Raw genomic sequence first — 13,399 nt, forward strand, 5'->3', positions numbered from 1 at the left:
GCCGGGCGCCCGGCATCCGCTCCCTCCGCTCGTTCAGGGGGTCAGAGCCAGACTCCGCGGTTGGCGAGGAACGGGCGCGGGTTGGTCGCGGCGCCGTTCACGTAGACCTCGAAGTGCAGGTGGCAGCCGAAGGAGTTGCCGGTGTTGCCGACGCTCGCGATCACGTCGCCGGCGTTGACCCACTGCCCGTACCCCACGCGGATCCCGCCGTCGACGATGTGCGCGTAACCGGTCGCGATGCCGCCGCCGTGCTCGATGCGCACGAAGTTGCCGTAGCCGCCGTTGCGCGCGGCGTAGCTCACCGTGCCGGACGAGGCCGCGTAGATGTTGCCCCAGCAGCCAGCGCCGAAGTCGGTGCCGTAGTGGGTGCTGCTCGCGCAGTAGCTCGGTCCGCACTGCGAGTAGCGCGGGCCGTACTCGGACGTGATGCTTCCGCCCGCCGGGCGCACCCAGCCCGAGCCGCCTCCCGATCCGCCGGAGGAGCTCCCACCGCCGCCGCCATCTCCGCCGCCGCCGGCGTTGTTCGCGGCCTCGGCCGCCGCCGCTGCCGCCGCTGCGGCCGCGGCACGACGGGCCTCCTCCGCCTTGCGGGCCTCTTCTTCGCGGCGCTTCTGCTCGGCGACGCCGGCCTGATAGTCGGCGACGGTCTTGGCCGTCGTGTCCTTCAGCGCGGCGAGCTGCGCCTGCAGATCGCCGAGATGGGTGCTCTGCTCGTCGAGGGCCGCCTGGGCGGCCTCGGCGGCGGCCTGCGCCTCCTGCATCGCGGCCTCTGCGAGCTGCTGCAGCCGGTCACGCTCGTCTCTTGCGGCGGCGGCCTGGTCGGTGAGCACCTGCGCGGCGTTGCGGGCGCTGACCGCATCCGCGTACACCGTCTGGTTGCGCTCGAGGAGCTTGTCCATCGTGCCGAGCCGGTCGAGCAGGTCGTCGGCACCCGCTGCCGAGCCGGTGAAGAACAGCTCCATCGGCGTGCTGTCGCCGCCGGAGCGATACAGCTGGCTCGCGACCCGGCCGGCCTTGTTGGCCGCCTCGGTCGCCGCGGCCGCCTGCGAGTCGGCCTGCGACTGGAGGGAGTCCGCCCGGTACGAGGCGTCGAAGAAGGCCTGCTGCGCCGTGTAGTACTCGTCGGACTTCTGCTGGGCGATCGCCTGCTTGTTGGCGACGTCCGCCTGCAGCTGGCTGATCAGGGACTCGATGCGCGATATCTCGGCGTTCTTCGCGGTCTCGTTCGCCTTCGCCCGCTGCACATCGTCCCAGGAGGGATACCCCTCGATGGCGACGGCGCGGGGCAGAAGCGGGCCGCCGATCACGCCGAGACCGACGACGCCGAGCGCACCCGCACCGATCGCGGTGCGGCGCGTCATCCCCGGCCACAAACGGGCGCGTTCACGGGCGGTCGGAGCGCAATCGCACTCCTCCGCCTGGGGCAAGTCTTCGGCAGTCACGAGAACCTCTCCGTACCGGCGCAACATCCACAACACTAACAACATCAGTCACATGCGCAACGGGTGAGCCCGGATGCGGTGCGCAGGCACCCGCGCCATCCTCGCCCCTCCGGCCGGCCGTGCCCGCGCGGCGCGCGGCACATCCCCATCTCGATTGGCGGTTTGGTCGACGAATGCGTATGCTTGCTCTTCGGTAAGCGTGAGCCCGGCGGGTTCACCCGGCCCCATCGTTTAGCGGCCTAGGACGCCGCCCTTTCACGGCGGTAGCACGGGTTCGAATCCCGTTGGGGTCACTCACCGGACACAATTGAACACATCATGGCCCTGTAGCGCAGTTGGTTAGCGTGCCGCCCTGTCACGGCGGAGGTCGCGGGTTCAAGTCCCGTCAGGGTCGCTCTGAGCGACGGGCCCTTTCTTGGAGAGGGCCTTTCGTCTCGGACGCGGCAGACATGTCGCGCGGCTCTGTAGCTCAGTTGGTAGAGCGTTCGACTGAAAATCGAAAGGTCACCGGATCGATGCCGGTCGGAGCCACTGGGACCCTCGTGCGGCTTCTACGCGCGGGGGTTTCTTCATTCCCGCCGGCCCGCCGGGATACGCGGCGTACTCCTCCGGCGAGGGCGAGGGATCCGGCCGGCCCGGGACCGGCAGCCAGAGGTTCAGGGCGAACGGCTTCGCCCTGCGGGCCCGAAGCGCCGCCTCCGTGCGCTCGATGCGCTCCGGCTCGTAGCCGTACAGTCCGTAGGAGCCGAGACCCCCGCCCTCCGACACCGTCGCGGTCAGCTCGACCGACGACATCCCCCGAACGCACCGAGGACGATGGGGGGCTCCGCCCCCACCAGCCGGGTGAACGCGGTCCCTCCGCTCATGCGGTCACCGTCCCCGACCACTCGACGCGGGGGACGGAGCGGATCGGGGTCACCTCTCCAGTGCACCATCCGGCGACGGCAGCGGGCAAGCCGTGCGTGGTGCTCCTCAGCGCGCGGGGCCGCGACCCGTCTCGGACTGCAGCCGGTCGATCTGCTCGGATGCCTCGGCCTTGGTGAGATCGGCGGGGATCTCCTCGCCCGCCTCACGGGCGAGCGTGTCGAGGTAGCTGCGCTGCGGAGCGGTCATCGGCTCGTCGCCGGTCGCCCAGTCCGCGGGGTCCTTCTCCACGGGATCTGCGCCGGGGACCGCCCCCAGCGTGTCGTCGGTGCCGGAGGTCTCGGGAACGTTCCTGTCATCGGACATGGATCGAGCCTAGGCAGTCGGCGGCGCCGCCGCGGGGGGCTTGACGCGGCCGGCCGTCGCCGCCCGCGCCGCGAGGTCAGGACTTCAGGTCGGGGAAGTCCTGCTCGCGGAACTCGGTGTCGATGCGCGTGTCGGCGTGCCGCTCCTCGCGCTCGCGCAGCTCGACCCGGCGGATCTTGCCCGAGATCGTCTTCGGCAGCTCGAAGAACTCCACCCGGCGCACCCGCAGGTACGGCGGCATGTGCTCGCGCGCGTGGGCGAGGATGCTGCGCGCCGTCGCGGCGTCCGGAGCGGCACCGGCCGCCGGGTGCACATACGCCTTCACGATGTTGAGGCGCAGGTGGTCGGGGGCGCCGACGACCCCCGCCTCGGCGACGGCCGGGTGCTCGAGCAGGATCGACTCCACCTCGAACGGCGAGACCTTGAAGTCGCTCGCCTTGAACACGTCGTCGGTGCGCCCGACGAAGGTCAGGAACCCGTTCTCGTCGCGGGAGGCGACGTCGCTCGTGCGGTAGTAGCCGTCATGGTCGACGCGTGCGGTGCGCTCGGGCTCGCCGATGTAGCCCGGCATGAGGTTGAGCGGGCGCACCGGTCGCGTCGGGAGACAGATCTCGCCTTCGTCGGAGACCTCCCCGGTGACAGGATCGAGCAGCACGACCTCGACGCCGGGGAGCGCGCGGCCCATCGAGCCGGGCTTGAGCGGAACGCCCGGCGTGTTGCCGATCACCGCGGTCAGCTCGGTCTGTCCGTAGCCGTCGCGGATCTGCACGCCCCACCAGCGCTCGATCGTCGCGATGACCTCGGGGTTCAGCGGCTCGCCCGCCGAGAGCAGCTCCCGCAGGGCTGCGGGCCGCTTCTCCAGGTCGGCCTGGATCAGCATCCGCCACACCGTCGGCGGCGCGCAGAACGTGTTCACGCCGGCACGGTCGAGCTGCTCGACGAGCGCGACCGCGTCGAAGCGCCGGTAGTTGTAGACGAAGACCGTCGCCTCGGCGATCCAGGGCGAGAAGAACAGGCTCCACGCGTGCTTGCCCCATCCGGGTGCGCTGATCGTCATGTGCACGTCCCCGGGGCGCACGCCGATCCAGTACATCGTGCTGAGGTGACCCACCGGGTACGAGACATGGGTGTGCTCGACCATCTTCGGCCGCGACGTCGTGCCCGAGGTGAAGTACACGATGGCCGCGTCGGTCGAGTCGACGACGACGCCCGGCGCCGCGTCGCTCGCACCGTCCGAGTCGGCGAACGACAGCCAGCCGGCGCGCGGCGCGCCGACGTTCACCCGCACGAGGTCGCGGTCGATGCCGTCGAACTTGGCCGCATCCGTCTCGTCCGCGATGACGACGCGGATGTCGGCGCGCTCGATGCGCTCGACGAGGTCGTCTGGGCCGAGCACGACCGAGGTGGGCAGGATCACCGCGCCGATCTTCATGATCGCGAGCATCGCCTCCCAGAGCTCGACGCGGTTGTCGATCATGAGCATCACGCGGTCGCCGCGGACGACGCCGTTCGCGGCGAGCCAGTTCGCCACCCGGTTCGACCGGCGACGCATCTGATCGTATGTGCGGGACGCCTCGGAGCCGTCCTCCTCGACGACGCGCAGCGCGAGCCGGTCGTTGCCCTCGGCGATCTGGTCGAACCAGTCCACCGCCCAGTTGAAGTGATCACCGACGTCCGGCCATCGGAACCCGTCGCGCGCCGCGGCGACGTCGTGCGAACGGGCGAGCAGGGAATCGCGAGCCTCGCGGTAGGCGAGACCGGCGGCGGAGTGGGGCATGGTGCCTTCGATCGATCGGTGACAGGTGCGGCTGCTCATGCCGCGCGGGCGCGGGCGGGCCGAACCAGCTCAGTCTACGACCGGCCGAGAAGCGGCATCCGGAGCCCGGTCGCGCCGCCCGGGACACGGCGCGGTCGCCGGTTAGGATCGCAGGGCTGCGCCGGAAGCTTCGTGGGCCGGGAGCACGGCACGGGGTCGCGGCGGCGCGAGCAGCAGGCGCGCAGCGCTCGAACGGGGGGGAACGCAGCATGGGCATCACGCGACGTCGGCAGCGCGGGCGGCACGCGGCGGTGGGACGCGGTCGATACCTCGTCGGCGCGATCGTGGCCGCGGTCGTCCTCACGGTCGCCGCGGTCGTGACCGTCGCGATCGTCCGTTCGATCACGGCCGACGCGCCGACCGCGGCACCGACGATCACCCGATCGGCGACCCCGACGCCCCCGCAACCGCTCACCCCGGCGGAGGCGCTGCCGGCCACGAGCACCGACCCGAACGCGTGCGCCGTGAGCTTCGCCGGCGACGGCATCACGGACGCCCCGCAGCTGCAGATCCAGGGGACGCTGTACGACCATCTGCCGATCCCGCAGCAGGACGGCGCGGTCTTCGCCGGCTGGTACACGACGCCGGAGGACGCCCAGACGTTCACGGTCGCCGCGCGGGTGAACGGCGCGGACGCCGTCGCGTGCGCCGGCCGCGAGCTGACCCTGCACGGGTCGTGGAGGTCGCCCGAGGAGGTCGCCGCGGAGGACGTGGGCGTGCCGATCCTCATGTACCACCAGTTCACGACGAAGCCCGAGGGCGAGTCGGGCTGGCTGAAGGCGAACTACGCGTACATCGGCGACTTCGACGCGCACATGACCTATCTCCAGGACGGCGGCTTCTACCTGCCGACGTGGGACGAGCTCAGCGCGTTCATCGACGGCAGGCTGTACGTGCCCGCACGATCCGTGATCATCACCGACGACGACGCCGACTCGACGTGGCTGGAGCTCGCGGCGCCCATCGTGCACGGCAAGAGCCTGCTCACGACGTCGTTCGTGATCACCTCGGCCCGCACCGAGCCGACCCCGAACATGTACGTGCTGCAGCGATCGCACACCCACGACATGCACACGGCCGGCGAGAACGGACGCGGGCGGATGGAGAACTGGACCGCCGAGCAGATCGCCGCCGACATGGAGACCTCGGCGCAGATCCTCGGCGTCAAGGAGGTCATGGCCTACCCGTTCGGCCACTACGACGAGACGGCCAAGGAGGGTCTGCGCCAGGCCGGCTTCGAGCTGGCGCGCACCATCGAGCCCGGGTATGTGCACGCGGGCGCCGACAAGCTCGCGCTTCCCACCATCCGCATCAACTACGGCATGGGGCTCGACGCGTTCCAGGGCCTCGTCGGCTGACCCTCGCGTCACCGGTCGCCGGACGGTCCCGTCGGCCCGGCGTCAGAGCCCGGCGTCAGAGCCCGGCGTCAGAGCCCGGCGTCAGAGCTCGCCGGGCGAGATCGCCTGGCGGTCGAGCTCCTCGACGAGCCCGCGCGCGGCCGAGGCCTTCTGCGCGCCCGCGCGACGCGGTGCGTAGACCACCAGCGAGTGGAACAGGAACCGCAGGATGAACGCGACCACGAGCGTGATCCCGGTGGCGATGACCACCGAGATGTGCCAGTTCGAGATGATCAGCGCCGTGATCGGGATGCGCACGATCAGCTCGGTGTTGTTGAACGCGAACGACTTCGCGAACCGCGAGACGATGCCGGACGCGTCCGCCCGCATGTCCTGGAAGACGAAGCGCTCCTGCAGCACGAAGTTGGCGATGATCGTCGTCTCGGCCGCGATGATCATCGCGACGACATCGCCGACCCCGAGGTGCGACAACACCCATACGATGCCGAGGTTGGCGATCGCGCCGAGCCCGCCGATGACCGCGAAGAGCGACATCTTGCCGAACCGGAGCGAGGTGAGCTGGGCGAGGAAGTGGATGCCCTGCCGGAAGGACGCCTTGGAGTCCCCGGCGTGCCGGTCGGCGAACGAGAACGGGATCTCCGCCACCCGCAGCTGCCGGCGGGCGAGGATCTCGAGCAGGATCTTGAAGCCTCGCGGTCTCAGCTCGTCGAGGTCGAGCCTCGTGCGATCGACCAGGAAGAACCCCGTCATCGGGTCCGAGACGTCCCTCAGCCGGATGGGGAACATCGCCTTCGTCACGTGGGTCGACGCCCGCGAGACGAGGATGCGGGTGCGGTCCGCGAGGCCGCTCGACGCGCCCTCGGCGACGTAGCGCGAGGCGACCACCAGATCGGCGTCGCCGCGGCGGAACCGGTTCACGAGGGTCGCGATGTCCTCGGGCGGATGCTGCAGGTCGCCGTCCATGACGACACACACGTCGGAGGCGGCTGCGGCGAGCCCCGCCGACACGGCGCCCCCGAGACCGCCGCTCGGCACGTCGCGATGGATCACCCGGACGGGGACCGAGGCGGCCCGGGCGACCCGCTCGATCACCCGGGGGGTGTCGTCCGTGCTGTCGTCGACGAAGAGGATGTCCACCTCGAACCCCTGCGCGGCCGCGGTCACACGACGGACCAGCTCTGCGACGTTCGGGGCCTCATTGAAGGTGGGCACGACGACCGTGACCTGCATGCATCCGCCTCCGCGATGGCCCGAGAGATCCCTGGGGATCTTCGAGTCCTCCTGAACGGTCATCGACCGTGGGGCCGCTGACGAGAGAGAGCGCCCGATCCCGAGTGCTCATGCTCATCCTGGCACGGCGGACCATCCCGCGACCATGCGCCCAGTATCCACACAGCAACCCGCTAAGAACCCCGTCATGACCCGGACACCGTGCGTTCACTCGTACCCTGGTTCCATGACCTCCACCCCCGCAGGAATCACCATGTTCGGCGCCGCCTGGTGCAGCGACTGCCGCCGTACCAAGGCGCAGCTCGACGGCCTGGGCGTCGACTACACGTATGTCGACCTCGAGGCGGACCCCGACGCCGCCGACATCGCCAAGGACATCTCCGGTCGCACCAGCATCCCGGTGGTCGTCTACCCGGACGCCAGCCACCACGTCGAGCCGTCGAACGCCGACGTCGAGGCGAAGCTGCGCGAGCTCTCCCTCATCTGAGCCGTCGCCTCCCGCGCGCGTCCGTCGGGACGGAGCGCGGCTGCGGCGACGGGGACGACCCCGCTCCCCTCAGTAGGCTGGAGACCCGCTCGACCCAGCGGAGCCGCCCGAAGGAGAGCGTCGTGTCGCCATCCGAGAAGCCCTCGCCCGCATCCACGCCACGTGGATCGGCGCGGCGTGGATCCGGGAGCGCCGCCCCCGTGCCCCCCGCGTCCGACCTGCCTGAGGACGATCGCGCCGCGCTCGAACGGCGCGTCGACGAGCTGACCGCCGGTGCGCGGTCGTGGACGGCGCTCACCCTCCGCCAGCGCGCCACGCTGCTCGGGCGCGTCCGCCACACGGTCGGCGTCGCCGCCGAGGACTGGGCGAGGACCGCGGCGGCCTCGAAGGGGCTCGGGCCCACGCACCCGTTGCGCGGCGAGGAATGGCTCTCCGGCCCCTACGCGGTGCTCGGCGGGCTGGACGGCTACATCGCGTCGCTCGACCGGCTGGCGCGCGGCGGCAGCCCGCTCGACGGCGTGCGCCTCGACACCGCGCCGGGCGACCGCGTCCGCGCGCACGTCTACCCCGCCCACCTCATCGACTCGGTGCTCCTGTCCGGGTTCACCGGCGAGATCTGGCTGCGCCCGGGCCTCTCGCCGGCCGACGCCGCCCGGACCGCCGGCCTCGCCCAGCTCCGTCCGAGCGACGGCGGAGGGCTCGGCCTCGTGCTCGGCGCCGGCAACATCACCTCCATCCCGGTGCTCGATGTGCTCTACGAGCTCCTCGCCGAGAACCGGGTGGTGCTGTTGAAGGTGAACCCGACGCAGGACGCCCTCGTGCCCGTCCTCGAGAGGGCGCTCGCGCCGCTCATCGAGCCGGGATTCGTCCGGATCGTCCGCGGCGGCGGTGACGTCGGGGCCCACCTCACGCAGCACCCGGCGTTCTCCCACGTCCACATCACCGGCTCCGCGGCGACGTTCGACGCGATCGTGTGGGGAACGGGCACGGATGCTGCCGCACGCCGCTCCGCCGGCGATCCGCGGCTGACGACGCCCATCACCGCGGAGCTCGGCGGTGTCTCGCCGATCATCGTCGTGCCCGGGCCCTGGACCGACGCCGACCTGCGGTACCAGGCCGAGCACATCGCCACGATGCGCCTCCAGAACAGCGGCCACAACTGCATCGCCGGCCAGGTCGTCATCGTCAGCCGCGACTGGCCGCAGCGCGAGGCGTTCCTCCGCGCGCTGCACGCCGCGTACGCAGACGCGCCCGAGCGCCCGGTCTGGTACCCGCACGCGGCGGAGCGGGTGGCCGCCGTCGCCGCCGAGTACCCCCAGGCCCAGCACAGCGCGCACGGCGCGCGCCTGCTGGTCGAGCTCTCGGCGCACGACGACCCGCGCGCGCTCGAGACCACCGAGTGGTTCGCCCCCGTGCTCGGGGTGGTCGAGCTCGCCGGCACCGGGCACGAGTTCCTCGACGGCGCGATCGCGCACGCGAACGAGAGGCTGGCGGGGACTCTCGGGGCGAACGTGCTGATCGACCCGGTCACCGAACAGGCGCTCGGCGACGACCTCGACCGCGCGATCGCCGACCTCCGCTACGGCGGCATCGCGATCAACACGTGGACCGGCGTGCTGTTCGCCACCCCCGCGCTGTCGTGGGGCGCCTTCCCCGGCGGCACGCTCGACGACGTCGGCAGCGGCATCGGAGTGGTGCACAACACCCTCCTGCTCGACGGTGTCGAGCGATCCGTGCTGCGCGGCCCGTTCCGCCCGTTCCCGCGCTCGCTGACGGGCGGGCGCTTCAGCGTCCTGCCGAAGCCGCCGTGGTTCGTGTCGTCGCGCACCGGCGCAGCGGTGAGCGAGGGGCTCACCCGCTACCTGATCGACCATCGGGTCGGCGGACTCGCGGCGACGCTCGCGAAGGCGCTCGGCGCGTGAGCGCGCGGTCGGAGCCGACGCGGACTACATCGTGGCCGGCGCCGGGTCGACGGGCACCGTCGTGGCGTCGCGGCTCAGCGAGGACCCCGGCGTATCGGTGATCCTGCTCGAGGCGGGCGGGCCGGAGCGCGCGCTCGAGCTGCACGTGCCGGCGGCCTTCTCGATGCTCTTCCGCGGCGCGTACGACTGGAGCTACGACACCGTCCCCCAGTGGAACGACGTCCCGGGCAGCAGCGGACCCGGCGCGAGCCGGTTCTTCGCGAGTCCTCCGGCGATGCCGCGGTCGAACAGCGGGGTGGGCGCGTCGTCGGTCACGGCGCCTCCGCTGCGTGCGCGAACCGATCGGCAGCCGCCCGCAGCGCCGAGGCGATGCCCGGCTCGGTGGCCGAGTGCGAGGCGTCCGGCACGACGACGAGGTCGGCCTCGGGCCACGCGCGGTGCAGATCCCACGCCGTCATGATCGGCGTGCACACGTCGTAGCGGCCCTGCACGATGACCGCGGGGATGCGGCGGATGCGGTCGACGTCGTCGATGAGCTGACCCTCGCGGAACCATCCGCCGTTGACGAAGTAGTGGTTCTCGATCCGTGCGAACGCGGTGGCGGTGTCCGCATCCGTCATGCCTGCGACGAGGTCGGGATCGGGCCGGAGCGTCAGGGTCGACGCCTCCCAGCGCGTCCACGCGAGCGCGGCCGGACGGTGCACGTCGGGATCCGGGTCGAACAGGCGGCGATGATACGCCTCGATCGGCCTGCTGCGCTCGAGCACCGGGATGACCGACAGGTAGTCCTCCCACAGGTCCGGGAAGATCACCGATGCGCCGCCCTCGTAGAACCACTCCAGCTCGTGCCGGCGCAGGGTGAAGATGCCGCGCAGCACGAGCTCGGACACCGAGTCCGGATGCGCCTGCGCATAGGCGAGGGCCAGCGCGCTGCCCCACGAGCCGCCGAAGACCTGCCACCGGGAGATGCCGAGGTTGCGGCGCAGCAGCTCGATGTCGGCCACGAGGTGCCAGGTCGTGTTGTAGCCGAGGTCTGCGACGGGATCGCTCGCGTGCGGGGTCGACCGGCCGCAGCCGCGCTGATCGAACAGCACGATGCGGTAGCGCTCGGGATCGAAGAAGCGACGCTGCCAGGGGGAGGTGCCGGCACCGGGGCCCCCGTGCAGGAACACGACCGGCTTGCCGTCGGGGTTGCCGGACTGCTCCCAGTACACCCGCTGGCCGTCGCCCACGAGCAGCTCCCCGATCTCGTACGGCTCGATCGGCGGGTACAGCACATCGTCGAGTTCACTCACCGTCATGCGCTCACGGTATCGTGCTGCAGGCGGTGGGCGCCGCCCGGCGACGGCGACGCGGGGCGCACAATATGCTCGGGCGTATGACGGCTGCGGTCACCCCCCTCACGACCACCGGCGCCGGCGGCCGGGTCGGCTGCGCCCTGCTTCCCCGCATCGCCGCGGTCGGGGCCGAGCCCGTCGAAGAGCGCGACACCGCCCGCATGCTCGGAGCGGTCTGAGATGGACGAGCTCCTCGTCGTCGTCGTCGGCATCGTCATCGTCTCGGTGGTGACCGCGCTCGGCCGCCGCATGAACATCGCGGGCCCCCTGGTGCTCGTGGCCATCGGGCTGACGCTCGCCATCCTGCCGTTCGTCCCCGACATCCAGCCGATCGACCCGGAGTGGATCCTGGTCGGCGTCCTGCCGCCGCTCCTGTACTCCTCGGCGGTGCAGCTGCCCGCGATCGAGTTCCGCCGCGACTTCACGCCCATCGCCGGGCTCTCGGTCCTGCTTGTGGTCGGCAGCGCGGTGCTGCTCGGCTTCTTCTTCACCTGGGTGATCCCGGATCTCAGCCTTCCCGTCGGCATCGCGCTGGGCGCCATCCTGTCGCCGACGGATGCGGTCGCCACCTCGATCGTGAAACGGATGGGCATCTCGCCTCGGGTCGTCACGATGCTCGAGGGCGAGAGCCTGCTCAACGACGCGACGGCGCTCGTCCTGCTGCGCACGGCGACGATCGCGATCGCGGGCGGGTTCTCGTTCGGTCTCGCTGTCGCGACGTTCTTCTGGGGCGTGATCATCGCGATCGTCATCGGCGCGCTGATCGGCTACCTCAACCTGCGTGCCCGCGCCTGGATCGCCAGCTCCGCCGCGAACACCGCCCTCAGCTTCACGATCCCCTTCATCGCGTACCTGCCGACCGAGCACCTCGGCGGCTCCGGCCTCGTCGCGGCGGTCGTGGCGGGCATCGTCACCGGCCAGGGCGGAGCGCGCTGGTTCACTCCGGAGCAGCGCCTCTCCGACGAGGTCAACTGGCGCACCATCGAGCTCGTCCTCGAGGGCGGCGTCTTCCTGGTCATGGGGCTCGAGCTGTCCGACGTCGTGACGCAGAACCTCACCGAGCACGACGGCCTGTGGCACGGCACCTGGATCGCGCTCGTCGCGCTTATGATCGTCGTCCTGGTCCGGGCGGTCTACGTGGCGCTCCTGATCTGGAACCAGGGCCGGCGGGCGGGACGCTTCGAGGGTATGGACGTCGATCGCATCACCATGCACTTCGAGGACGTCGCGACCGGGCGCACGCCGCCACGGCGCCCGGGCGACCCGGAACGCATCCGGCGACGGGCCGGCGCCATCCGACGACGGATCCAGCGGCTCTCGGGCGACCTGGACTACTACCGCGCGTCGCCCCTCGGCTGGAAGCACGGCAGCATCATCGTGTGGGCGGGCATGCGCGGCGTCGTCACCCTCGCGGCGGCGCAGACCCTGCCGCGCGACACCGATCACCGTCCGCTTCTCATCTTCATCGCCTTCATGGTGGCGATCGTCAGCCTGCTGCTGCAGGGGTTCACCCTGCCGCTGCTCGTGCGACTGCTCCGCATCCCGGTGACGGCCTCCGGCCCCTCCCCCGAGGAGCGGCGCCGACTCGACGACGAGCTGCGCGAGGCGGCGGTGGCGGCCCTGCAGGACGGCGCCCTGCGGCGTCCTGACGGCAGCGCGTTCAGCGATCAGATCCTCGACACGGTCGGGTCGCGGATCATCGAGCCGCCCGACGACGACACGACCGTCGCCGCGCGCGAGGTGCTGGAGCTGCGGCTGCTGCTGATCGAGACGATGCGTCGCCGCCTCGTCGAGGTCAGCTCCGTCGGCACGTTCGGCACGGCGGCCCTGCGGCGCGCCCTGGCCGAGCTCGACGCCGATCAGCTGAGCCTCGAGCTTCGTCTCGGCGGCGAGGACGGCGCCTGAGTCCGCGCCCGCGAACGTCGTGAGCGCGACGGATCCGGGAGACAATGGAGACTCGAAGGGGAGCGACATGACCACGGATGACACGCACACGCACGATCGGGCGGTCGACGATGCCGTGACGAGTCCGCTGCACCTCCCGCATCCGGCGTCCGAATGCCCGAAGTGCTTCACCGAGCTGCAGACCGACCGCAACTGGTGGCGGGCGCGGCCGGCCGGTTCGCGGCTGGTAGGTCTGGTGGTCAACCGCGCCGACATGCCCTCGATCGTGCAGCAGCGCGAGGACCTGACGCGGTTCGGCGTGCCGATCGAGGGGTTCCGGCATCCGGCCCCCGAGACGATGGAGGGCTGGGAGTCGCGGCTCTCACGGTTGTTCGGCCGGCTGGATCTCGGCGACGTCCTGGTCGTCACGACGGTGCACGCGCTCGGGCGCGACATCGAAGAGGAGACGCGCACGGTCGCGGAGCTCCACCGGCGCGGCGTCGTCGTGAAGGTGCTCGGGCACGGCGGGCGCCACCTCTACGACACCGGCCGGTAGCGCCGCGGCAGTCGGGACCCGGGTCGGCCGGGTTCCGGCGTCGCAGGACCACGAGACTGCACGTGGGCGCCGAGACCGTGGGGAAACCCCGCAGTCTCGGCGCGCGGATGCAGTCTCGCGGGGGTGGGACCTGGGCG

13 protein-coding genes and 3 tRNA genes are annotated in these 13,399 nt (G+C 71.4%); 9 read left to right on the forward strand and 7 right to left on the reverse strand.

Translation table 11 applies throughout. From position 1 onward, the window contains the following. Window positions 1-41 precede the first annotated feature (41 nt). Window positions 42-1,361, reverse strand: a complete 1,320-nt coding sequence (locus GVL03_RS14130; RefSeq protein ID WP_235038178.1) for a M23 family metallopeptidase — start codon at window positions 1,359-1,361, stop codon at window positions 42-44. 301 nt (window positions 1,362-1,662) lie between these two features. Between GVL03_RS14130 and GVL03_RS14135 the strand changes: the two genes are divergently transcribed. From GVL03_RS14135 to GVL03_RS14145, 3 genes are all read left to right on the forward strand, one after another. Further along, window positions 1,663-1,735: transfer RNA gene (locus GVL03_RS14135), tRNA-Glu, on the forward strand. Between the two features lie 27 nt (window positions 1,736-1,762). After that, window positions 1,763-1,836, forward strand: a tRNA-Asp gene (locus GVL03_RS14140). A gap of 64 nt (window positions 1,837-1,900) precedes the next feature. Then, window positions 1,901-1,973: transfer RNA gene (locus GVL03_RS14145), tRNA-Phe, on the forward strand. Here GVL03_RS14145 and GVL03_RS22665 read toward each other — a convergent pair. The 3 genes from GVL03_RS22665 to GVL03_RS14160 all read right to left on the reverse strand — a co-directional run bounded on the left by GVL03_RS22665 (window position 1,947) and on the right by GVL03_RS14160 (window position 4,449). Further along, a complete protein-coding gene (locus GVL03_RS22665) occupies window positions 1,947-2,237 on the reverse strand; it encodes a hypothetical protein (RefSeq protein WP_159501649.1) in 291 nt (96 codons plus the stop codon). The two genes, GVL03_RS14145 and GVL03_RS22665, sit on opposite strands and share 27 nt — an antisense overlap. Before the next feature lie 177 nt (window positions 2,238-2,414). Next, entirely contained in the window at window positions 2,415-2,672 is a 258-nt protein-coding gene (locus GVL03_RS14155; RefSeq protein ID WP_159501650.1) for a DUF3072 domain-containing protein, read from the reverse strand. Between the two features lie 76 nt (window positions 2,673-2,748). Further along, window positions 2,749-4,449, reverse strand: a complete 1,701-nt coding sequence (locus GVL03_RS14160) for an AMP-binding protein (protein ID WP_159501651.1) — start codon at window positions 4,447-4,449, stop codon at window positions 2,749-2,751. Between the two features lie 248 nt (window positions 4,450-4,697). On the opposite strand from GVL03_RS14160, the gene GVL03_RS14165 reads away from it, so the two are divergent. Next, a complete protein-coding gene (locus tag GVL03_RS14165; RefSeq protein WP_159501652.1) occupies window positions 4,698-5,846 on the forward strand; it encodes a polysaccharide deacetylase family protein in 1,149 nt (382 codons plus the stop codon). An 81-nt stretch (window positions 5,847-5,927) separates the two neighbouring features. Here the strand turns inward: GVL03_RS14165 and GVL03_RS14170 are convergent, their stop codons facing one another. Continuing rightward, window positions 5,928-7,076 carry a glycosyltransferase gene (locus tag GVL03_RS14170; protein WP_159501653.1) on the reverse strand — a complete coding sequence of 383 codons (1,149 nt, stop codon included), beginning with the start codon at window positions 7,074-7,076 and terminating at the stop codon, window positions 5,928-5,930. A gap of 226 nt (window positions 7,077-7,302) precedes the next feature. Between GVL03_RS14170 and GVL03_RS14175 the strand changes: the two genes are divergently transcribed. Together GVL03_RS14175 and GVL03_RS14180 are read left to right on the forward strand one after the other, a co-directional pair. Beyond that, the gene (locus GVL03_RS14175; RefSeq protein ID WP_159501654.1) at window positions 7,303-7,563 is read left to right on the forward strand and encodes a glutaredoxin domain-containing protein; all 261 of its coding nucleotides are present in this window, start codon (window positions 7,303-7,305) and stop codon (window positions 7,561-7,563) included. Between the two features lie 122 nt (window positions 7,564-7,685). Further along, a complete protein-coding gene (locus GVL03_RS14180) occupies window positions 7,686-9,485 on the forward strand; it encodes an aldehyde dehydrogenase family protein (protein WP_235038179.1) in 1,800 nt (599 codons plus the stop codon). 192 nt (window positions 9,486-9,677) lie between these two features. Here GVL03_RS14180 and GVL03_RS22670 read toward each other — a convergent pair whose 3' ends face one another. Next, window positions 9,678-9,800, reverse strand: coding sequence for a hypothetical protein (locus tag GVL03_RS22670; RefSeq protein WP_306770345.1), 123 nt, complete (start codon window positions 9,798-9,800; stop codon window positions 9,678-9,680). Then, the gene (gene pip, locus GVL03_RS14190) at window positions 9,797-10,786 is read right to left on the reverse strand and encodes a prolyl aminopeptidase (RefSeq protein WP_159501655.1); all 990 of its coding nucleotides are present in this window, start codon (window positions 10,784-10,786) and stop codon (window positions 9,797-9,799) included. Before pip ends, GVL03_RS22670 begins: the two co-directional genes overlap by 4 nt. A 77-nt stretch (window positions 10,787-10,863) precedes the next feature. Here pip and GVL03_RS14195 point away from each other — a divergent pair, with 77 nt between their 5' ends. From GVL03_RS14195 to GVL03_RS14205, 3 genes are all read left to right on the forward strand, one after another. Then, on the forward strand, window positions 10,864-11,001 hold the full coding sequence (locus tag GVL03_RS14195) for a hypothetical protein (RefSeq protein ID WP_159501656.1): 138 nt from the start codon (window positions 10,864-10,866) through the stop codon (window positions 10,999-11,001). A 1-nt stretch (window position 11,002) separates the two neighbouring features. Next, window positions 11,003-12,727, forward strand: a complete 1,725-nt coding sequence (locus tag GVL03_RS14200) for a sodium:proton antiporter (protein ID WP_159501657.1) — start codon at window positions 11,003-11,005, stop codon at window positions 12,725-12,727. Window positions 12,728-12,794: 67 nt separating this feature from the next. Continuing rightward, window positions 12,795-13,262: a recombinase family protein gene (locus tag GVL03_RS14205; RefSeq protein WP_159501658.1), complete on the forward strand. Its 468-nt coding sequence runs from the start codon at window positions 12,795-12,797 to the stop codon at window positions 13,260-13,262. Window positions 13,263-13,399: the final 137 nt, after the last annotated feature.

This window comes from Microbacterium sp. 18062 (assembly GCF_902706225.1).
Taxonomy (GTDB): Bacteria; Actinomycetota; Actinomycetes; order Actinomycetales; family Microbacteriaceae; genus Microbacterium.